Consider the following 19,966-nt stretch of genomic DNA (forward strand, 5'->3'; position numbering starts at 1 on the left):
GGGGCCCTTGAGGACCATACATTTACATCTGGAACACCGCTGGAGCGCTTCAGATCCCGCTCAACGCCAGATCCATCGCGAAGTAGGTGAAGATCAGATCCGCCCCGGCACGCTTGATCGAGCCCAGGCTTTCGCGCACCACCCGCGCCTCGTCGATGGCCCCGGCCAGGGCGCCGAACTTGATCATCGCGTACTCGCCGCTGACCTGATACGCGGTCACCGGCAGGCGCGAGGCTTCGCGGATGTCGCGGATGATGTCCAGGTAAGCGCCGGCCGGCTTGACCATCAGCGAGTCCGCGCCTTCCTGCTCGTCCAGCAGCGATTCACGCACCGCTTCGCGGCGGTTCATCGGGTTCATCTGGTAGCTCTTGCGATCGCCCTTCAACGCGCTGCCGCCGGCCTCGCGGAACGGACCGTAGAGCGCCGAAGCGAACTTGGTGGAATAGGCCATGATCGCGGTCTGGGTGAAACCGGCTTCGTCCAGGGCACGACGGATGGCCTGGACTTGCCCATCCATGGCCGCCGACGGCGCGATCACATCGGCGCCGGCACGGGCCGCGGCCACCGCCTGCTTGCCGAGGTTGACCAGGGTCTGGTCGTTGTCCACTTCATGGCCGTGCAGCACGCCGCAGTGGCCGTGGTCGGTGTACTCGCAGAAACAGGTGTCGGACATCACGATCATCTCCGGCACCGCGTCCTTGGCGATCCGCGACATGCGCGACACCAGGCCGTTGTCGTTCCAGGTGTCGCTACCGTTGCTGTCCAGGTGGTGAGACACGCCGAAGGTCATCACCGACTTGATCCCGGCGCGGGCGTAACGCTCGATCTCCCCGGCCAGCTTCGATTCCGGAATGCGCATCACCCCCGGCATGCTCTTGATCGGCACAAAATCGTCGATCTCTTCCTCGACGAAAATCGGCAGCACCAGGTCGTTGAGGGTGAACTCGGTTTCCTGGAACAGGCTGCGCATCTGTTCGCTGCGGCGCAGGCGACGGGGACGGGCTTGGGGGAACTGGCTGGACATGGGATTTCCTCAGGGCAGGCCACATGAGACAAGGCTGGGTGCGATAACGACCGCAGCTAAAAAGAGCGAAGCTTATGCCCGAAGCCGCGACCGGCACAAACACCACGTCGCCAAGACTGCGTTGCCGCTTTGGTAACAATGCCCATGAATACGGGTGGTTACGCCTGTCAGACAAACAGCCCGAGACGAAACTGTCGGGCCGATTTTCGATCTAACTAATACACGCCCGAGCCGTTCGCGCGAGCCTTGAAGGCCAGTGCCTGCGGCAGGTATTGCTCGCGTGTGCAGGACCGCCCGCCCCATGGAGGCGGCCCCTGGCGGATCGCCTGCCGGGCATCCTCGAGCACTCAGATCGAGCCCTTGGCAGCGCGTTTCGCGGGATGGCTGTCGTGGGCGGAAAGACCGGGCTTGCAGGCCTGCGGGCCCGGTTGCCGTTCTGTCGTGGCGGGTCGCCCCAGGGATGGCTCGCGGCCCGCCCTCAACCCGGGAGGAGAAGCGAAAATGGCCAACTCCGTGAAAAAAATGCCGATCCAGACTGAAGACAAGGCCACCCGGCGTTCGAGCATGAGCGACCTGTGGCAACCTCTGGAAAAACTGCGGCAACAGGTCGATCACCTGTTCGATGACTTCAATCGCGGCCCCGGCCTGTCTCCCTTCAGCCGTGGGCTGTTCGATGTGGATCCGTTCTGGCGGCGCGAACTGATCGGCCGTGGCATGCCTGCCGTCGATATTACCGAGAAAGACGAAAGCTTCGAAATCACTGCCGAATTGCCCGGCATGGATCAGAAGAATATCGAGATCAAACTCTCTGACGGCAGCCTGGTCATCAAGGGTGAAAAGAGAGAGGAAACGCAAGAAAACAGAAAAGGCTATCACCTGAACGAACGTCATTACGGTTCCTTCGAGCGGGTGTTCAACCTGCCCAAAGGGGTCGATGCCGAGAAGATCGAGGCGAGCTTCAGCAAAGGCGTGCTGAGCATCTCGCTGCCGAAAAAACCTGCCGCCCTGAATGCGGACAAGGTCGTGCAGATCAAGGGCGAATGACCCAGGCCAGCCAGCCCCTTGCCGGGAAATCGGCAAGGGGCTTTTTTTGCCGGCCAACAATAAGGACCGTGAATCATCGTGCCGGCAAGGCGCATGACAACCAGACGCGAATGCCCCGCTCAGCGCGAGCGGTTGAGCGCCACGGCCGCCAGGATCAGCGCCTGCAAGGCGGCCTCGTCCAGGCTGTCACCCTCATGCAGATCGATCGCCCGTCGGGTATTGCCCTCGAGGCTGGCGTTGAACAGGCCTGCCGGGTCGTCCAGCGCGGCGCCCTTGGCGAAGGTCAGCTTCACGACGCTCTTGTAGGTCTCGCCGGTGCAAAGGATGCCGCCGTGGGACCACACCGGCACCCCGCGCCACTTCCACTCCTCGACCACCTGCGGATCGGCCTGCCTGATCAGCCCCCGGACCCGGGCCAGCATCTCGCCGCGCCAGTCGCCCAGTTCCTCGATGCGCCCGTCTATCAGCCGGGAGGCCGCACTGCTCTCCTCCGCTGGCTTGGCGTCGCTGGTGTGTTTTTTCATCCTGGTCATCCTCTGGAGGGGTGTCGTTCCGACCCTTGAGTATCGCTGACGGGCCGTTTCCCTCCAGGTAACCGACGAGCGTCACACCGGCAGTTCGGTGCTCAGTTTGATTTTCTGCACGGGGACTTCCGTCTTCAGGCGCTGCACGCCCTTGATCCGGGCCAGGTGCTTGATCTGGAACTGCCGATAGGCCACCCACCCAGCCTCGATGCAGGCTTGCTTCTGGCGTCGCTCGGATACGGTGGCGCCCCTGAGAGAGCAGGAGGTCGCTGTGTTGGCAGGAGGGAGTAGCGGGAATCGAGAGCCAGGCACGCCATCCATGCGCACCTGGTTTCTTTACAGCGGGAGGTGAATCAGTTCCAGGGACGGTCGCCGTTCTCGTCCTTGACGCGGGTCGGCAGGCCCATCAGGTCCAGCGCCTTGAGGAACGGCTCGGCCGGCAGCTCCTCGACGTTGACCATGCGCTGCACGTCCCATTCGCCACGAGCCACCAGCAGGGCCGCGGCCACCGGCGGTACGCCCGCGGTGTAGGAAATGCCCTGGCTGTCGGTTTCGGCAAAGGCTTCTTCGTGGCAGGCCACGTTGTAGATGAAGACTTCGCGCGGCTGGCCATCCTTGGTGCCCTTGACCAGGTCGCCGATGCAGGTCTTGCCGGTGTAGCCCGGCGCCAGCGAGGCAGGATCGGGCAGCACGGCCTTGACCACTTTCAGCGGCACCACTTCCAGGCCTTCGGCGGTCTTGACCGGTTGCTCGGAGAGCAGGCCGAGGTTCTTGAGCACGGTGAAGACGTTGATGTAGTGCTCGCCGAAACTCATCCAGAAGCGCACGTTGGGCACGTCGAGGTTCTTCGACAGCGAGTGCACTTCATCGTGACCGGTCAGGTACAGGTTCTGCGAACCGACCACTGGCAGGTCGTCGGTGCGCTTGACTTCGAACATGGTGTTGCTGGTCCACTGGTTGTTCTGCCAGCTCCACACCTGTCCGGTGAATTCGCGGAAATTGATTTCCGGATCGAAATTGGTGGCGAAATATTTGCCATGGGAACCGGCATTGACGTCGAGAATGTCGATCGAATCAATGCGGTCGAAATACTGTTGTTTGGCCAGGGCCGCATAGGCGTTGACCACACCCGGGTCGAAGCCCACGCCGAGAATGGCGGTGACGTTCTTCTGCTGGCATTCCTCGAGGTGCTTCCACTCGTAGTTGCCATACCAGGGCGGCGTCTCGCAGATCTTGCCCGGCTCTTCGTGAATGGCGGTGTCCAGGTAGGCCACGCCGGTATCGATGCAGGCACGCAGCACCGACATGTTGAGGAAGGCGGAGCCGACGTTGATGACGATCTGCGATTCGGTCTCGCGGATCAGCGCCTTGGTCGCCTCGATGTCCAGCGCATTGAGCGCGTAGGCCTTGATTTGCGCGGGCTGTTTGAGGCTGCCCTTGGCCTTGACGCTGTCGATGATGGCCTGGCATTTGGAGATGTTGCGCGACGCGATAGCAATACGACCGAGTTCGTCGTTGTGCTGCGCGCACTTGTGGGCCACCACCTTGGCGACACCTCCTGCACCAATGATAAGAACGTTCTTCTTCAATTTCTTTATCTCTCCTTTCCGCCAGCTTACGAGAGGCTGGACAGGTAGTCTTCAAACCCAAATTCACGAACCACCTCGACACTACCGTCGAGTTGTTTCACTACGATGGACGGCATTTTCAGGCCGTTGAACCAGTTTTTCTTGACCATGGTGTAACCCGCCGCATCAACGAACGACAGCCGATCGCCGATGGCCAGCGGACGATCGAATTGGTATTCGCCGAAGATGTCTCCGGCCAGGCAAGACTTGCCGCACACCATGTAGGTGTGTTCGCCCGAGCTGGGCGCCAGCTTGGCGTTCAGGCGATAGATCAGCAGATCGAGCATGTGCGCTTCGATAGAGCTGTCGACCACTGCCAGGTGCTTGCCGTTGTAGAGGGTGTCGAGCACGGTGACTTCCAGCGAGGCGCTCTGGGTGATCGCCGCTTCGCCCGGCTCCAGGTAGACCTGCACGCCGTACTTCTCGGAGAACGCCTTGAGGCGCGCGCAGAACTCATCCAGGGCATAGCCTTCGCCGGTGAAGTGGATGCCGCCGCCGAGGCTGACCCATTCGACCTTGTGCAGCAGGTGGCCGAAGCGCTCCTCGATGGTGCCCAGCATCTGGTCGAACAGGCCGAAGTCGCTGTTCTCGCAGTTGTTGTGGAACATGAAGCCTGTGATCTGCTCGATCACGGCCTCGACCTTCACCGGGTCCCACTCGCCCAGGCGGCTGAACGGACGCGCCGGGTCGGCCAGCAGGTAATCGGAACTGCTCACCTGGGGGTTGACCCGCAGACCGCGGACCTTGCCTTCGGACGCCGCGGCGAAGCGCTGCAGCTGGCCGATGGAGTTGAAGATGATCTTGTCGCAGTTGTCGAGCATCTCTTCGATTTCGTCGTCGGCCCAGGCCACGCTGTAGGCGTGGGTCTCGCCGGCGAACTTCTGCCGGCCGAGCTTGAGCTCGTACAGCGACGACGAGGTGGTGCCGTCCATGTACTGCTGCATCAGGTCGAACACCGACCAGGTGGCGAAGCACTTGAGCGCCAGCAGGGCCTTGGCGCCGGACTGCTCGCGCACGTAAGCGATCTTCTCCATGTTGCCGAGCAGTTTCTGTTTGTCGATGAGGTAGTACGGCGTTTTGATCATTTCGAGGCCTCCGGCCAGGCCAGCCAAAAAAAGGATGCGCATTGTGCCTTCACTTGCCGCGTATCGAAAGGGCAGAAAGCACCGCTCGCCGGGTCAGTGCCTCGGCACCGCCCCCGGATCGGCTCTGTTGCAGGCAATGCTCCAGGACGCAAACCGCCTGGCAGCCCCTATCCTAGGGGCCTGCCATGACGTTCTGAAGTGTCGTGCCACGCCGGCTGGCACGCAGCGCCGTGTGCTCAATCATCCTCGTGCAATTTGATGCCCCGGGCGTGCAGCAGGTGGGGCACCACCAGCACCAGCAGGGTCAAGCCGAGGAAGGCCGCGGCTATGGGTTGGGTGACGAATATCGACCAGTCGCCCTGGCTGATGGACAAGGCGTTGCGCAGCTGTTTTTCCGCCATCGGCCCCAGCAGCATGCCGACGATCACCGGCGCGACGGGAAAATCGAAACGCCGCATCAGCACCCCGCCCCAGCCGATCGCCAGCATCAGCAACAGGTCGAAGGACGAATGGCGCATGCCGTACACGCCGATAGAAGCGAACACCAGGATCCCGGCATTGAGGTACGGCCGGGGGATCTGCAGCAGCTTCACCCAGAGCCCGACCAGGGGCAGGTTCAATATCAGCAGGATAACGTTACCGATATACAGCGAGGCCACCAGGGTCCAGACCAGGTCGCCGGAAGTCTGGAACAGCAGCGGCCCCGGCTGCAGGTTGTAGTTCTGGAACGCCGCCAGCAGGATCGCCGCGGTGGCGGAGGTCGGGATGCCGAGGGTCAGCAGCGGCACCAGGGAACCGGTGGCGCTGGCATTGTTGGCGGCTTCCGGGCCGGCCACCCCTTCGATGGCGCCCTGCCCCTTACTGGCGGCAAAGTCTTGCGGGTGCTTGCTCAGCTTGCGTTCGGTGGAATAGGACAGGAAGGTCGGGATTTCCGCGCCACCGGCCGGGATCGAGCCGAACGGAAAGCCGATCAGGGTGCCCCGCAGCCAGGCGGGAATCGAGCGTTTCCAGTCGGCGCGGGTCATCCACAACGAGGTCAGGCGATGCCGGCCGGACGCTTCCTCCTTCTGATACAGCAGGCTGTACAAGGCCTCCCCCACGGCAAACAGGCCGACCGCCACCAGCACCACTTCGATGCCATCGACCAGCTCGGGAACGCCCAGGGTGTAGCGGGCAATGCCCGAGGTCGAGTCGAGGCCGATCAGGCCAATGCCCAGGCCAATCCCCAGCGAGGCGAAACCGCGCAGCATGGACGCACCGAGCACCGCCGACACCGTGGTGAAGGACAGCACCAGGATCGCGAAATACTCCGCGGGGCCGAACTTCAGCGCCAGCATGGCGACGATGGGGGCGAACAGGGTCAGCAGCACCGTGGCGATGGTGCCGGCGAAAAACGAGCCGATCGCCGCGGTGGCCAGGGCCGGACCGGCGCGGCCGTTACGGGCCATGAGATTGCCTTCCAGGGCGGTGACCATGGACGACGACTCGCCCGGGGTATTGAGCAGGATCGAGGTGGTCGAGCCACCGAACTGCGCGCCGTAATAGATGCCGGCGAACATGATCAGCGCGCCGGTGGGATCGACCTTGGCGGTGATCGGCAACAGCAGGGCCACCGTCAGCGCCGGGCCGATCCCCGGCAATACGCCAATCGCCGTGCCCAGCAGGCAGCCGATAAATCCCCAGAGCAGATTGATCGGCGCCAGTGCCGCGGAGAAACCTGTCGCCAGGTTCAAGAGAATGTCCACCGTGTGACCTCCTTCGGCCCGGATCAGATCCAGGCATTGACCAGGGGTGGCAGGGCCACGCCCAGCCCGGCACTGAACAGCCAGTAGATCGGCAGGGTCAGGGCGATGCCGATGGCCAGGTCGCGCAACGGACGCCGGCTGCCGAAACCCCGCGCCGAGCAGGCAAACAGCAAGCCGGCGGCCAGGACGAAACCGATCAGGTTGATCAGTACGGCAATCGCCACCAGGCCCGCGGTGACCCAGGCCGCCCCGAGCCTGCCGCCGGGCTGGGCGCTGTCGTCGCTGTCGTCGCTGTCGTCGCCGGATGCGGCCAGCTCGCGCAAACCACCGGTGCAGGCCTGGTAGCTCAACAGCAGGCCCACGGCGCCCAGAAAGGCGCCGACGGCGCTGGGATAGACATGGGCACCGAGGATGACGAAGCCCATCTCGGGCGGAAAGCGCAAGGCGCCGATGACCAGCACCAGGCTGATGGCGATCAGCCCCAGGCCAATCGCCAACTGCGACAGCACGACCCTGCTGCGCCCGGCCATCTCAAAGCAGCCCGACCTTGACCAGCATCGCCCGCAGGCGCTGGTGTTCCTCGTCGACGAATTTGCCGAACTCATCGCCGGTGAGGATGCTCGGCGACCAGGCGTTGGCTTTCACATTGTCCTGCCAGACCTTGCTGTTGGTGGCGGCCAGGACCGCGTCGGTGACTTGCTTGCGCTGCTCGACCGTGAGGTTGGCCGCGCCATAGACACCGCGCCAGTTGCCGATGATCACGTCGTAGCCCTTCTCCTTGAGGGTCGGCGCATCGATGCCGGGAACGCGCTCCGGAGCGCCGATGGCGAGCAGGCGGAACTGCTTGGACTGCACGTACTTGGCCAGCTCGGCATAACCGCCGGTGATCACCGTGATGTGCCCGCCCAGGGTCGCGGCCACCACTTCGCCGCCGCCGGCATAGGCAACGTAGTTCACCTGGTTCACCGGCACCTCCATCTTGCTCGCCAGCTCGGCGATGCCGATATGGTCGATGGAACCCTTGGAGCCACCGCCCCACTTGATGCTGGCCGGGTTGGCCTTGAAGTCCTTGAGCAGCTCCTCGAGGGTCTTGTAGGGCGACTCCTCACGCACGGCGAGCACGTTGTATTCGGTGAACAACCGGGCAATCGGCGTCACGTCCTTGAGGCTGATCTGCGGCTTGTTCTGCTCCACCGCGGTGACCATGATCGCCCCCACCACCAGCAGCGCATTCGGGTCGCCCTTGGTGCTGTTGGCGAACTGCGCCAGGCCCAGGGTGCCGCCGGCTCCGCCCTTGTTCTCGAAAGTCACGGACTTGGCCGTGCCGGCCTCGAGCAAGGCCTTGCCCAAAACCCGCGCGGTCTGGTCATAACCGCCGCCCACGGAGCCCGGGGCCATGAACTTGACTGTATCCAGGGCGAACGCCGGGGTGGCGAGGGTGAGCGTGGCGAGGCTGGCGGCAATGGCCATGCCGCGGCTGAATCGACGCAGTGCTGTGAACATCAGGTTTCTCCCGAGACTATTGTTTTTGTTGATACCGGTTGAATGCGCCCAGGGCCGTCGCCCTGTGTGGCCTGCGGTTAAGTGTAGACGGCCGGCGGTTGGCGACCGCCAGAGGAGAGAACCCCGGGTAAAGAATGCGACCAGGGCCTGACGCTCCCGCCAAGGGCGCGCCTGGGGAGTCTTGATTCGGGGTGGAAAGCAGTTGGCCGGGATAGAAGCCCGGCCGTGCTTATCAGCAAGAGAAGATCAGCGATTCAGCAAGAGAGGATTTGCGATCCTTGCCCATCACGAACGGGTCTTCACCGTGATGAACATATGCAGCCGATCGTGGATTTCCTGGAGGGTGTGGCGGAACGGTTCATGTCTGTCGCTGGTGACCGGGTCCTCGAAGTTCCAGACGATCACCTCGCCGGAGGACGGCATGCGCGCGGCCTCTTCCGAGGACTTGTCGCACAGGGTGATGACATAGTGGAACTGCTGCCCTGCGAACTCGTCGAGGGCCTTGCTGCGCAGCCCCGCGGTATCGATGCCGATATGTTCGAGAGACTCCAGGGTGCGCGGGTCGATCTCGCTGGCCTCCAGGCCGGCGCTGAAGGCGTCGAAATCTTCGGCGTCGGCGTGGCGCAGCAGCGCTTCGGCCATCAGTGAACGGGCGTCGTTTCTGGCGCAAACGAACAGCACGCGGCGTTTGTCACTCATGGTTCATTCCCCTGTTTTCAGACTGCTGGGATAGTGCCGCGGGAAATCGCACTTTTTATGACAGCCTGTTTTTCGACGGCGGGATAGCGCGGCGACGGCGTGCACGCGTGGCCGTCAGCTGATTCCGGCGTGGCCGGTAAAGGATTGAAATAGAGCGACGGAACACCCTGGCGGGAACCGCTGGCCGGAGGAAGGCCAGCGGCTTGCAGATGACGCTTGGTAATCAGTTGTTACATATCAGGCCATGCAGCACGCCAAAACGCAGCCCCGGCTCGGAAGGCGTCATATGGGTGACGCCAAACACCTTGAACGCCGCCAGCATCACCGCCAGGCCGCCGGGCAGGATGCTCAGGCGATGGGATTGCAGCCCGGCCAGCCGCAGGCGTTTGACATGCCCGGCTTGCAGCAGGCGCAGCGACAGGCGCAACAGCCCACCGTAGGTGATGCCGTCCTGGCCATCGTCGTTCAGGCCGTTGGCCTTGAGCACCTTGGCCAGGAACCGGGTGGTGCCCGAGGAGCCTATGGCCTGCTGCCAACCCAACTGGCGATAACGCCGGGCGACTTTCTCGAACTTCAGGCTGGCCAGGCGCTCGGCTTCCTGCAGGGCGTGAGCCGAGACCGCGCCGCCCGGAAAGTAGCGCGCGCCGAAGGTCGCGCTGCCAATGGCGATGCTCTCGGTCAGCAAGGGCTGGGCGCCCTGCCCCAGGATCAACTCGGTGGAACCGCCGCCGATGTCCACCACCAGCCGCATGCTTTCGCTGCCCGGCACGGTATGGGCCACGCCGGCGTACACCAGCCGCGCCTCTTCATGCCCGGAAATGACATCGATGCGAAACCCCAGGTGACGCTCCGCGCTGGCCAGGAACAGCGGCGCATTGTCGGCTTCGCGCACGGCGCTGGTGGCCACCGCCCGCACCCGCCCGGCCTCGAAACCGCGCAGTTTCTTGCCGAAGCGCGCCAGCGCCTGCCAGCCCCGGTCCAGCGCCAGCGCGTCCAGCGCGCCCTCCTGAAAGCCCTCGGCCAGGCGCACCGGCTCCCGCAGGGTCTTCACTTCCTGGATCATGAACCCCTGGCTGCGCCTGACCGGCTGGCCGATCATCAGGCGAAACGCATTGGACCCAAGATCAATGGCCGCGAACAGAGAGGCGTCACCTTTCATGGAGGATTCCTGGCAGATTCATCGACCGGCAGGCCGCAGCCTGTCGAGAACTAAAGACGGTTTGCGGCGATCTTGCCATTCCATCGATGACGCCAAGATGACAGCCACCCGCCTTGATACGCCCTGCCCCCCAGTTGGCGCTCACCCAGGCCTTGCCCTGCCGCAACCCGGTCACGAAAGGCTGTTCGGCGGCAAGGGGACTGTCATCATTTAGTCATTTTTCGCAGTGATACTCGCGCTATCAACAACGCGTGCTCTCCTTTAACGCTGCCATCTTGGGCGGCTTTTTTTTGCCCGAAAATCCTGGCGACAACTACCCATCAATGGCTGCGACATCCGTCACCGCCACTCCTGCAACCGCGTCGGCACAAGGCTCGCCACGATCCTCCAGGCGGCTGCGAGCGAACAGGGCTGCTGAACGCAGGGCTTGCCTGGCCGAACGCAGGTAGAACGCCTGCAACTGGAATACATGCCACCTCGCCGCATGCACCTCCAGGCGACATGCCACGCCGCAGTGCAGCGCGCGCTCGGCCAGGCGTGTGGAGTCCGCCAGCAACAATTCCTGATCCCCCACCTGGATCAGCAGCGGCGGCAAGCCGCGCAAGTCGGCGGTCAATGGGTTGTGCAACGGGCTATCGGCAGGCGCTGCGTAGGCGCGCAGCCCTTGCTCGAGCCAATCACGGCGCAGCATGGGGTCGGCGTACTGGCACGTAATGAGGGTCGGCCCGCTCAGCGTCGCATCCGTCACCGGGGACAACAGCAGCAAGCCCGCGGCAAAGGGCTCGCTCCGCTGTTGCAGGGTAAGCGCCAGGGCCAGGGCGAGAGAGCCACCCGCGGAGTCGCCGGCCAGCAGGATCTGCCGCGCCGAATAGCCTTGCGCCCGGATCGCCTGGTAACAGGCCAACGCATCTTCCAGGGCCGCGGGAAACGGGTGTTCCGGTGCCAGCCGATAGTCCGGTACCCAGACAGCCATCCCCGCTTCCCGGGCCAGACGGCTGGTAACGCTACGGTGAGTGACAGGGCCGCCCAGGCAGAAGGCGCCGCCATGCAGATAGAGAATCACCCCACCCGCCTCGGTATGGTCCGGTGTCAGGATCCGCAGCGGTACGCCCGAGATGTGCACCTGTGCCTGGCGCACGCCCGCGCAGCCCGGCATCGACCACGACAGGCCGTTGACGATACGCCGCTGTGCGGCAAGGCTTCGCGGCGGACCGATCAGCGCCCGGAAGCTCACTCGCAAGAGTTGGCGCAACAAGCCAGCACTGAGGACTTCGAGACCATCGCGGGGCTCGGCGACCAGACGCCCGTAGACCTGGCCCGACTCGCTGGCCAGCGCCCTGGAAAAACCATAGGCGCGCAATGCCGAATAACGGGTCAGCCAGCGATAGGACAAGGTGAAACCCGGCCAGTTGGTGCTGTTGTGGCCCGCTGCGTCGACATACCAGCTCTTGCAACCGCTCCACACGGATCCGGCCAGGCGGCGCTGTATCCGTTGATGAAAACGCTGCTCAGTCTGCTCGTCGACTTCGACGGTGGTGGCCGCAGCCTTGTGCATCGCGCGCCAGCAGCGCATGACATGGGATATCTGGCTTTCCAGCATGTAGACGATCGAGTTGTGCCCCAGGTTGGTATTGGGGCCATACAACATGAAGAAGTTGGGAAAGCCCGGCACCGCCAGCCCCAGATACGCCCGGGCGCCCTGCTCCCAGGCGTGCTGCAGCGCTACCCCGTCGCGCCCGACGATTGTCATCGGCGCAAGAAATTGCGTCGCCGCGAAACCCGTCCCGTAGATGATCGCATCGACCGGGTGGTGCTTGCCGTCCAGCGTCTCGATGCCCTGCTCGGTGATGCGCCCGATGCCCTCGGTGATCAACTGCACATTGGGCCTGGCCAGGGTCTTGAGGTAATCGCTGGACAGCAGGATGCGCTTGCAGCCGATAGGGTAGTCCGGGATCAGTTGCCGGCGCATCTGCGGGTCGCCCACCGACTGGTTCAACAAGCGGCGGAACGGCAGGCCGACCGCCCACTTCATCAGCCCCTTGAGGCGGGTAAAACCCAGGGCCCTGGATTCGTAGCGCAGGTAGATGGCGGCGCGATGCAGCGCCATGCGCCAGGGCCTCCTGGCGAACAGCTGCTTTTCTTCGTCGCTGTAGGCGCGATCGGGCCGGGGCAGGATGTAGGCCGGCGAGCGCTGGAATACCTTGAGCTGCGCCACCGAGTCGGCGATGGCCGGCACGAACTGAATGGCCGAAGCGCCCGTCCCTATCACCGCCACCCGTTTCCCCGCCAACGAGTAGCCGTGATCCCAATTTGCGGAGTGGAACACCTGCCCCTTGAACGCCTGCATGCCTTCGAACGTCGGCAGCGCCGGCTGGCTGAGCTGGCCAGTGGCGCTGATCAGCAAGGCGGCGCGATGCACCCGTCCACCGACTTCGGTGACGCACCACTGCGCGCTGGCCTCGTCGAATCGCGCTGCCTGTACTTCAGCGCCGAAGCGGATGTGCCGCGCCACCTCATACTTGCGCACGCAATGCTGCAGATAACCCTGTATTTCCGCTTGCGGGGCAAACATTCGCGTCCAGCCGGGGTTGGGTTCGAATGAAAACGAGTACAGGTGCGATGGCACATCGCAGGCCGCGCCCGGGTAACTGTTGTCCCGCCAGACGCCGCCGACATCCTGCTGTTTTTCCAGGATGATGAAGTCCGTGATGCCGGCCTTGCGCAGCGCGATGGCCATGCCGATGCCGGCAAAACCGCTGCCGATGATCACGGCGGTGAGTGGCGACGTCGATGGCAGGTCGGGTTCGAGTTGGGGCATGCAGCACCTCTTTTCTTGTTTTTTCATGGGCAGGCGCAGGTCTTCGCATGATGGGGTCCACGGCCTTCCCGGCAATCCCGATCAGCGTAGCCTGTGCGCCCATCATGCTTGCCCGGCCTCGCCAGTCCCATGACGTAAAGGGACAGATACTTTAGTATTCAGGCCAATTCTTTTCCCTGACCGGGGTAGCGAGCATGAACATGCTGGAGTTGTTGCGGGGACCGGCCAGTGCCCTGCTGATGGTGGATTTCGGTCGCGAAAGAGGCTTCTCGCCTGCGCAATTGCTGGCCGGTTCGGGCCTGTCGCTGACCCGGCTGGCAGATCCCAATTTCGAGCTGTCATGCACCCAGGAACTGCGCCTGATCAATAACCTGCTCAACCTGTCGGGGCACCCGCAGGGGCTGGGCTATCAAGTGGGCGCCCGCTATCACTTCTCGACCTACGGGCTGTTCGGTTATGGCCTGATCAGCAGCGCGACCGTAGGTGATGCCTTGCAGCTGGCCCTGCGGTTCTTGCCGCTGACCTACGCGATCACCCGGATCGCCTACCATGAGCAACCGTCGCTCGGCATCCTGACGTTCACCGAACCGGCGCTGGCGGATGATTCGCTCAGGGACTTCGTGATCGAGCGCGACATGGCCGCCGCCGCGGTGCTGCTCAAGGAAATAGCTGGCAGTGAGTTCTCGCTGGCGGGTTTTACCCTGAAGAAGAAACGCCCGGTCGATCAGTCGGCCGCCAGTGCTGGCAGTATTCTTGGCATGCGCCCCGACTACCTGGCCGACAGCAACAGCCTGGCCTTCGATCGTTCGCTGCTGAGCCGCCCGCTGCCCCAGGCAAACACCGTCACCGTCTCGATGTGCGAGCAGATGTGCGCGCAATTGATGGAGCGCCGGATCCCCCGCACGGGCACCGCCAACCTGGTCCGCCAGTACCTGAACATCACCCCCCTGGGCGCACCGCCAGACCTGCCGAGCATGGCCAGCCTGATCAATCTCAGCGAGCGCACCCTGAAACGGCGCCTGCACGACGAAGGCACCAGTTACCGGCACCTGCTGGAGCAGTCACGCAGCGCCGCGGCCCTGGAGCTGCTCGGCGACCCGACGCTCAAGCTGACCGACATCGCCGAAAAACTGGGCTACAGCGACCTGTCGAGTTTCTCCCAGACCTTCAAGCGCTGGTACGGCGTGTCTCCCAGAACCTATCGCCACGCGTCCAAGGCCACTTAGGCGACAGGCCGGGCCAGCCCCCGCCGCCCTCGCCTACAACGTCAGGCTGCCCTCGATACAGGTCACCGCCGAACCGCCGATCCAGATTTCATCGCCGATCCGCTCGACCTGGATGCGCCCGGCCCGGCCCATGCTCAGGCCCTGGCTGACCACGTAGGACGCCGGCGCCAACCCCGCGCCCAGCAGCCATTGGGCAATGCCCGCGTTGAGGCTGCCGGTGGCCGGGTCTTCCGGCATGCCGTCGCCGGCGATAAAGGCGCGCACTTCGAACTGCGCCGCGTCGCCGTCGCGCTCGGGGTTCCAGGGTGCGATCACCCCCACCGCGAGGTCCTTGAGCTGGGAATAGTCAGGTTGCAGGTCGAGCACCTGGCCGCGTTCGGCGAGCAGCACCGCCAGCCAGCCGGCGCCGTTGTCCACCCATTGCGCGTCGACGATGGCGCCGGGCGCCAGCCTCAGGCCCTGGCGCACCTGCTCCAGCAACCCGGCCTCCACCGGGCCGGACTTGAGCAAGGGCGGTGCGAGAAACGCAAGTTCGGCGCCGTTGCGGCGAATGCGCACCAGGCCCACCGCGCACTCCTGGACGATCTCCTCGCCCTTGGGCACGCCGCCGGCCTCCAGCCAGGCATGGCAGCTGCCAAGGGTCGGATGGCCGGCGAACGGCAGCTCCTGCAGGGTGGTGAAAATCCGCAGGCGATAGTCGGCCCGCGGGTCCCGAGGTTCGAGGATAAAGGTGGTTTCGCTGAGGTTGGTCCAGTTGGCGAACGCCGCCATGCGCGCGTCGCTCAACGGGTCGGCGCCGAACACCACCGCCAGCGGGTTGCCCTTGAGCGGCTCGTCGCTGAAGACATCCACCTGCTTGAAATCGAATCGGCGCATTGCGGGTCCTTGTCTGAATGAACGTGGTCAGGCCTGGATCGGCCTGACCTCAAGCATGGAAACCTGTAGCCGCTGCCACAGGCTGCGATCGACGACGCAGTCGGCGTAGAACCTGACGACGCGGACTGTCTGGCACAACGCATCAGGCCTTTTTGCGCCGACTGCGTCGTCGATCGCAGGCTTCGCCAGCGGCTACAGAGTGCGGGGCAGTCAGACCGGCTTGGGAATTTCCAGGCCGCGGATCACCGCCGGGCGCGCGAGGAAACGCTCCAGCACGCGCTGCACGTTGGGGAAGTCCTTGAAGCCCACCAGGTCGCCGGCTTCATAGAAGCCAATCAGGTTGCGCACCCAGGGAAAGGTGGCGATATCGGCGATGGTGTAGCGCTCGCCCATGATCCAGTCGCGACCTTGCAGGCGGCCTTCGAGCACGCTCAGCAGGCGGCGGGACTCGGCGACGTAACGGTCGCGCGGACGCTTGTCCTCGTAGTCCTTGCCGGCGAATTTGTTGAAGAAGCCCAGCTGGCCGAACATCGGGCCGATGCCGCCCATCTGGAACATCAGCCACTGGAGGGTCTCGTAGCGCGCGGCGGATTCCTGGGCCAGCAGTTGCCCGCTCTTGTCCGCGAGGTAGATCAGGATCGCCCCCGACTCGAACAGCGCCAGCGGCCGGTCATCCGGGCCATGGGGGTCGAGGATCGCCGGGATCTTGTTGTTCGGGTTCAGGGAAAGGAACTCGGGGGACAGCTGGTCATTGGTTTCGAAACTGACGCGGTGCGGCTCGTAGGGCAGCCCGATCTCTTCGAGCATGATCGAGACCTTGACGCCGTTGGGAGTCGGCAAGGAATACAGCTGAATCCAGTCGGCGTACTGCGCAGGCCATTTCTGGGTGATGGGGAATGCGGAGAGATCGGTCATGACAGGCTTCCAATGACAGTCAGATGAAAGGCCGTGGCCCCGGGCCGGGCGGCGACGGCGCTAGATTACAGGCATCGGTTCGCGGCGCGCATTCTTAAATTCGAAACATCCGGTGGTTAAGCTTCCCGGCAGCCAGACAGCGGTGCGGATAAAGTAACGGGCCCACGCTCGCGGTCCCCCGCCCGGATCGAACCAAAAGGCGTCCTGGGACTCAGAGCACTGCCCGCGGGCAGAAACACTCGTTCAACGACAGGGAAAACCACGCGAAGCCGGGAGCTCGCCGTGGAAAGGTTTGTCAGCCTTAACCGATTGCGCTGAAGTACCCACACTCGATGAAGAATCTGCTGAGTTTCACCCAACGCCTGCAACGCCGGTCCTACGTGTTTTTTCCGGCGCTGATGCTGACCAGTGCGCTGCTGCTGTCGCTGGAATCCAGTGAAAGTCGCGCCCAGCCGGTGGACGGCACCCAGACCCTGATCTTCCTGCGCCATGCGGAAAAACCCGCCGGCGGCCTCGGCCAGCTCAACTGCCAGGGCCTGAACCGCGCCATCGACCTGGCGTCCCTGCTGCCGGAAAAATTCGGCAAGGCCAACTACGTGTTCGCCGCCAACCCGACGCGCAATGTCGAGGAAGGCGAACTCGACAACTCCTACAGCTACATCCGCCCGCTGATGACCATCAGCCCCAGCGCCATCAAGCTCGGCCTGCCGGTGAACATCGAATTCTCGGCCAACGACACCAGCGCCCTGGCCGACGAGCTGCTGCATGACCGCTACCACAACTCGATCATCTACACCGCCTGGTCCCACGGCTACCTGCCGGAACTGATCAACAAGGTGGCGCGGGAAGCCGTCGGCGAAAAACGCACCATCACCGACGACTGGGCCTCCAACGATTTCGACTCGCTCTACGTGCTGACCCTGACCTGGCAAAACGGCAAGGCCACCCTCGACAGCCGCAGCTACAAGCAAGGCCTGGATAACGGCGAGGAAAACTGCCCGACCTGATGCACCGCCCTCAGCGCAGGGCGTCCAGCAGGCGGTACCAGGCGATCCCCGCCCCCAGGTACAGGCGCTGCAAGCCATGCAGCGGAATCGGCCGGATCGGCGTCACCGGAAACGGAAATTCACTGCTCGCCCCCGACAGCCGCGCCGCCAGGTGCTTGCCCAGGGCCGTGGACAAGGCGATACCGCGACCGTTGTAGCCGAGCAGGATCGACAACCCCGGCTGCGGTTCATGCAGCTGCGGCAGGAAACTCTGGTTCAACGCCACCCGCCCGCTCCAGCGATACTCGATGGGCGTGCCCGCCAACTGCGGAAACAAGCCCAGCAACGAACGCTCCAGGTGACGCCAGTCGCCGCTGTGGGTCGGTTCGGAAAACGGCCCGCGCCCTCCCAGCAACAGACGCCCCTGGGCATCCTGCTTGAAATACAGCAGCAGACGCCGGGCGTCGGAACACACCTCGCCGTTCGGCAAGATGCTCTGGCGCAGCTCGGCCGACAGCGGGCGGGTGGCGATGATGAAACTGTTGGCGGCAATCACCGTCTGCCGCAGCCGTGGCCACAGGTCGTCGGTGTAGCCATTGGTCGCCAGCACCACGCGCTGGGCCTGGACCCGATGGCCCTGGGCGGTGCGCAGTTGCCACTGCCCGCCTTCGCGTTGCAAAGCCTCGACCCGAGTCTGCCCGTGAATCCGCACGCCCTGCTGCTGCGCCACCCTGGCCAGGCCGCGCGCATAGTTCAGCGGGTGCAGGCTGCCGGCACGCGGATCGACCCAGCCGCCGAGGTAGTTCTGGCTGCCGATGCGCCGACCGACGGCGGCGCGGTCGAGCAACTCCACCGCCACCCCGCGCCGGCGCCACTGCTCGGCGCGCTGTTCGATGGCCTGCAGGGAACTGGCGGAAAACGCCGGCTGAATCCAGCCCTTGCGCGTCGCGTCGCAGGCGATGCGATGCTGCTCGATCAGGGCGAACACTTCATCGGCCGCGGAGCCGGCCGCCTCCAGCATGGCCTCGGCGCGGGCCGGGCCGAACCTGGCCAGCAATTGATCCGGGTCGTACTTGAGCCCGGGAATCACCTGCCCGCCGTTGCGTCCGGAAGCGCCCCAGCCCGGTTCCCCGGCATCCAGTACACAGACGCTGGCCCCGGCCTCGGCCAGGCGCAGCGCGGTCACCAGCCCGGTGTACCCGGCGCCGACTATGGCCACGTCGGCCCGCAAGTCTTCGGCCAGCGCCGGGGTCTCGACCGCCGCCGTCGCCGTGGCGGCCCACAAGGAAGGCGGCAGGCGCAAGGTTTCGGCGGCCTTCATGCCTGCACCTCCGCGCCCTGGTTGAGCAGGCGCTTGAGGAAGTCCTGGGTGCGCGGATGGCGCGGCGCGCTCAGCACCTGCTTCGCCGGCCCGGCCTCGACGATCTTGCCGCTGTGGAGGAAACACACCTTGTCCGCCACGTCCTGGGCAAAACCCATTTCGTGGGTGACGACGATCATGGTCATGCCTTCGTCGGCCAGCTTGCGCATCACCGCCAGCACCTCGCCCACCAACTCCGGGTCCAGCGCCGAGGTCGGCTCGTCGAACAGGATCGCCTGCGGATCCATGGCCAGGGCCCGGGCGATCGCCACCCGCTGCTGCTGACCGCCGGACAGCTCGTCCGGATAGGCGTGCATGCGATGGGCCAGGCCGACCTTTTCCAGCAGCGCCTCGGCCCGCTCCCGGGCCTGCTGCGGGTTCTGCTTCTTCACGTAGATCGGCCCTTCGGTGACGTTCTGCAACGCGGTGCGATGGGGGAACAGGTTGAAGCGCTGGAACACCATGGCCACCTGGGTGCGCAGTTGGTGAATGGTCTTGCCGTGGCGGTCGACACGTTCGCCGCTGACCAGGATGTCGCCCTGCTCGTAGCTTTCCAGGCCGTTGATGCAGCGCAGCAGGGTCGACTTGCCGGAACCCGAGGGGCCGATCAGGCACACCACTTCCCCGCTCTGCACGCTCAGGTCGATGCCTTCGAGCACCGCCACGTTGCCGAAACTCTTGTGTACGCCCTTGATCTCGATCATGACTTTCTCCGGGTGCTGAAGCGCGCCTCCAGGCGACGCAGGGCAAAGGACAACGGCAGGCTCAGGGCCAGGTAGAGCAAGGCCACCAGGGTGTAGACGGTCATGTTCTCGAAGGTCGAGGAAGCGATGAGCTGACCGGCGCGGGTCATCTCGGCCACGGTGATGGTGGACACCAGCGAGGAGTCCTTGAGCATCATCACCAGGGTGTTGCCGTAGGGCGGCAAGGCGATGCGAAAGGCCTGGGGCAGGACCACCCGGCGCATGATCATGCCGCCGCGCATGCCGATGGATTCGGCCGCCTCGATCTGCCCCTGGTGAATGGCCTGGATGCCGGCGCGGAAGTTCTCCGCCTGGTACGCCGAATAGGCGATGCCCAGGCCGATCACCCCGGCCTGCATGGCCGTGAGCTGGATGCCGAAATCCGGCAGCACGAAGTAGATGTAGAACAGCTGCACGATGATCGGCAGGCCGCGAATGACGTTGACCACGCCAATCGCGAACAGCGAGATCGAGCGCACCTTGGACACCATCATCAAGGCGAATACCAGGCCGATCAGCGAGCTGAGCACAAAGGAGCCGGCCGTGACCTGCAAGGTGACCACCGCCCCTTTCAGCAGAATGGGGAGGAAGTCCAGAGCGTTCTGGAGAAACATAGGAGGACCTGCGCAAT

18 protein-coding genes are annotated in these 19,966 nt (G+C 64.3%); 3 read left to right on the forward strand and 15 right to left on the reverse strand.

The features are described from left to right. Nucleotides 1-49 precede the first annotated feature (49 nt). Nucleotides 50-1,024, reverse strand: coding sequence for a porphobilinogen synthase (gene hemB / locus NRG23_RS07840; RefSeq protein WP_009048237.1), 975 nt, complete (start codon nt 1,022-1,024; stop codon nt 50-52). A 501-nt stretch (nt 1,025-1,525) separates the two neighbouring features. Here hemB and NRG23_RS07845 point away from each other — a divergent pair. After that, nucleotides 1,526-2,068: an Hsp20/alpha crystallin family protein gene (locus NRG23_RS07845; protein ID WP_009048236.1), complete on the forward strand. Its 543-nt coding sequence runs from the start codon at nt 1,526-1,528 to the stop codon at nt 2,066-2,068. Between the two features lie 119 nt (nt 2,069-2,187). On the opposite strand, the gene NRG23_RS07850 is transcribed toward NRG23_RS07845, so the two are convergent. The 9 genes from NRG23_RS07850 to NRG23_RS07890 all read right to left on the reverse strand — a co-directional run bounded on the left by NRG23_RS07850 (nt 2,188) and on the right by NRG23_RS07890 (nt 13,229). Further along, nucleotides 2,188-2,592 carry a DUF1801 domain-containing protein gene (locus tag NRG23_RS07850; protein ID WP_257374314.1) on the reverse strand — a complete coding sequence of 135 codons (405 nt, stop codon included), beginning with the start codon at nt 2,590-2,592 and terminating at the stop codon, nt 2,188-2,190. 353 nt (nt 2,593-2,945) lie between these two features. Further along, a complete protein-coding gene (locus tag NRG23_RS07855) occupies nt 2,946-4,181 on the reverse strand; it encodes a saccharopine dehydrogenase family protein (protein WP_257374315.1) in 1,236 nt (411 codons plus the stop codon). A gap of 26 nt (nt 4,182-4,207) precedes the next feature. Then, the gene (nspC, locus tag NRG23_RS07860) at nt 4,208-5,305 is read right to left on the reverse strand and encodes a carboxynorspermidine decarboxylase (RefSeq protein ID WP_124301317.1); all 1,098 of its coding nucleotides are present in this window, start codon (nt 5,303-5,305) and stop codon (nt 4,208-4,210) included. Nucleotides 5,306-5,541: 236 nt separating this feature from the next. Continuing rightward, on the reverse strand, nt 5,542-7,050 hold the full coding sequence (locus NRG23_RS07865; RefSeq protein ID WP_016703306.1) for a tripartite tricarboxylate transporter permease: 1,509 nt from the start codon (nt 7,048-7,050) through the stop codon (nt 5,542-5,544). Between the two features lie 23 nt (nt 7,051-7,073). Continuing rightward, complete coding sequence (locus NRG23_RS07870) at nt 7,074-7,580, reverse strand: tripartite tricarboxylate transporter TctB family protein (RefSeq protein WP_028682940.1); 507 nt, start codon at nt 7,578-7,580, stop codon at nt 7,074-7,076. A 1-nt stretch (nt 7,581) separates the two neighbouring features. Next, nucleotides 7,582-8,553: a tripartite tricarboxylate transporter substrate binding protein gene (locus tag NRG23_RS07875; RefSeq protein WP_038631415.1), complete on the reverse strand. Its 972-nt coding sequence runs from the start codon at nt 8,551-8,553 to the stop codon at nt 7,582-7,584. Between the two features lie 285 nt (nt 8,554-8,838). Further along, the gene (locus NRG23_RS07880) at nt 8,839-9,252 is read right to left on the reverse strand and encodes an arsenate reductase ArsC (protein ID WP_016703304.1); all 414 of its coding nucleotides are present in this window, start codon (nt 9,250-9,252) and stop codon (nt 8,839-8,841) included. 223 nt (nt 9,253-9,475) lie between these two features. Beyond that, nucleotides 9,476-10,411, reverse strand: coding sequence for a Ppx/GppA family phosphatase (locus NRG23_RS07885; protein ID WP_038631411.1), 936 nt, complete (start codon nt 10,409-10,411; stop codon nt 9,476-9,478). Nucleotides 10,412-10,724: 313 nt separating this feature from the next. Then, nucleotides 10,725-13,229 carry an alpha/beta hydrolase fold domain-containing protein gene (locus tag NRG23_RS07890; RefSeq protein WP_257374318.1) on the reverse strand — a complete coding sequence of 835 codons (2,505 nt, stop codon included), beginning with the start codon at nt 13,227-13,229 and terminating at the stop codon, nt 10,725-10,727. Between the two features lie 200 nt (nt 13,230-13,429). Here NRG23_RS07890 and NRG23_RS07895 point away from each other — a divergent pair, with 200 nt between their 5' ends. Then, nucleotides 13,430-14,455, forward strand: a complete 1,026-nt coding sequence (locus NRG23_RS07895) for an AraC family transcriptional regulator (RefSeq protein ID WP_257374319.1) — start codon at nt 13,430-13,432, stop codon at nt 14,453-14,455. 33 nt (nt 14,456-14,488) lie between these two features. Here NRG23_RS07895 and NRG23_RS07900 read toward each other — a convergent pair whose 3' ends face one another. Together NRG23_RS07900 and NRG23_RS07905 are read right to left on the reverse strand one after the other, a co-directional pair. Continuing rightward, nucleotides 14,489-15,331 carry a PhzF family phenazine biosynthesis protein gene (locus tag NRG23_RS07900; RefSeq protein ID WP_103331661.1) on the reverse strand — a complete coding sequence of 281 codons (843 nt, stop codon included), beginning with the start codon at nt 15,329-15,331 and terminating at the stop codon, nt 14,489-14,491. Between the two features lie 210 nt (nt 15,332-15,541). Beyond that, complete coding sequence (locus NRG23_RS07905) at nt 15,542-16,246, reverse strand: glutathione S-transferase family protein (RefSeq protein WP_053268653.1); 705 nt, start codon at nt 16,244-16,246, stop codon at nt 15,542-15,544. Between the two features lie 332 nt (nt 16,247-16,578). Between NRG23_RS07905 and NRG23_RS07910 the strand changes: the two genes are divergently transcribed. Continuing rightward, nucleotides 16,579-17,253: a hypothetical protein gene (locus tag NRG23_RS07910; protein WP_009048222.1), complete on the forward strand. Its 675-nt coding sequence runs from the start codon at nt 16,579-16,581 to the stop codon at nt 17,251-17,253. A gap of 10 nt (nt 17,254-17,263) precedes the next feature. On the opposite strand, the gene NRG23_RS07915 is transcribed toward NRG23_RS07910, so the two are convergent. The 3 genes from NRG23_RS07915 to NRG23_RS07925 are packed head-to-tail and all read right to left on the reverse strand — an operon-like array spanning nt 17,264 to nt 19,949. Beyond that, nucleotides 17,264-18,553, reverse strand: coding sequence for an FAD-binding oxidoreductase (locus NRG23_RS07915; protein ID WP_257374320.1), 1,290 nt, complete (start codon nt 18,551-18,553; stop codon nt 17,264-17,266). Next, complete coding sequence (locus NRG23_RS07920; RefSeq protein WP_009048220.1) at nt 18,550-19,296, reverse strand: amino acid ABC transporter ATP-binding protein; 747 nt, start codon at nt 19,294-19,296, stop codon at nt 18,550-18,552. Before NRG23_RS07920 ends, NRG23_RS07915 begins: the two co-directional genes overlap by 4 nt. After that, nucleotides 19,293-19,949, reverse strand: a complete 657-nt coding sequence (locus tag NRG23_RS07925; protein ID WP_009043142.1) for an amino acid ABC transporter permease — start codon at nt 19,947-19,949, stop codon at nt 19,293-19,295. The genes NRG23_RS07920 and NRG23_RS07925 overlap by 4 nt, the downstream gene beginning before the upstream one ends. Nucleotides 19,950-19,966: the final 17 nt, after the last annotated feature.

Source organism: Pseudomonas sp. T8, from assembly GCF_024610635.1.
Lineage (GTDB): Bacteria > Pseudomonadota > Gammaproteobacteria > Pseudomonadales > Pseudomonadaceae > Aquipseudomonas > Aquipseudomonas chlororaphis_I.

Coding starts and splice junctions, on each gene's coding strand:
- hemB (WP_009048237.1), bottom strand. CDS start 1,024: ATGTCCAGCCAGTTCCCCCAAGCCCGTCCCCGTCGCCTGCGCCGCAGC.
- NRG23_RS07845 (WP_009048236.1), top strand. CDS start 1,526: ATGGCCAACTCCGTGAAAAAAATGCCGATCCAGACTGAAGACAAGGCC.
- NRG23_RS07850 (WP_257374314.1), bottom strand. CDS start 2,592: ATGAAAAAACACACCAGCGACGCCAAGCCAGCGGAGGAGAGCAGTGCG.
- nspC (WP_124301317.1), bottom strand. CDS start 5,305: ATGATCAAAACGCCGTACTACCTCATCGACAAACAGAAACTGCTCGGC.
- NRG23_RS07870 (WP_028682940.1), bottom strand. CDS start 7,580: ATGGCCGGGCGCAGCAGGGTCGTGCTGTCGCAGTTGGCGATTGGCCTG.
- NRG23_RS07875 (WP_038631415.1), bottom strand. CDS start 8,553: ATGTTCACAGCACTGCGTCGATTCAGCCGCGGCATGGCCATTGCCGCC.
- NRG23_RS07880 (WP_016703304.1), bottom strand. CDS start 9,252: ATGAGTGACAAACGCCGCGTGCTGTTCGTTTGCGCCAGAAACGACGCC.
- NRG23_RS07885 (WP_038631411.1), bottom strand. CDS start 10,411: ATGAAAGGTGACGCCTCTCTGTTCGCGGCCATTGATCTTGGGTCCAAT.
- NRG23_RS07890 (WP_257374318.1), bottom strand. CDS start 13,229: ATGCCCCAACTCGAACCCGACCTGCCATCGACGTCGCCACTCACCGCC.
- NRG23_RS07895 (WP_257374319.1), top strand. CDS start 13,430: ATGCTGGAGTTGTTGCGGGGACCGGCCAGTGCCCTGCTGATGGTGGAT.
- NRG23_RS07900 (WP_103331661.1), bottom strand. CDS start 15,331: ATGCGCCGATTCGATTTCAAGCAGGTGGATGTCTTCAGCGACGAGCCG.
- NRG23_RS07905 (WP_053268653.1), bottom strand. CDS start 16,246: ATGACCGATCTCTCCGCATTCCCCATCACCCAGAAATGGCCTGCGCAG.
- NRG23_RS07910 (WP_009048222.1), top strand. CDS start 16,579: ATGAAGAATCTGCTGAGTTTCACCCAACGCCTGCAACGCCGGTCCTAC.
- NRG23_RS07915 (WP_257374320.1), bottom strand. CDS start 18,553: ATGAAGGCCGCCGAAACCTTGCGCCTGCCGCCTTCCTTGTGGGCCGCC.
- NRG23_RS07920 (WP_009048220.1), bottom strand. CDS start 19,296: ATGATCGAGATCAAGGGCGTACACAAGAGTTTCGGCAACGTGGCGGTG.
- NRG23_RS07925 (WP_009043142.1), bottom strand. CDS start 19,949: ATGTTTCTCCAGAACGCTCTGGACTTCCTCCCCATTCTGCTGAAAGGG.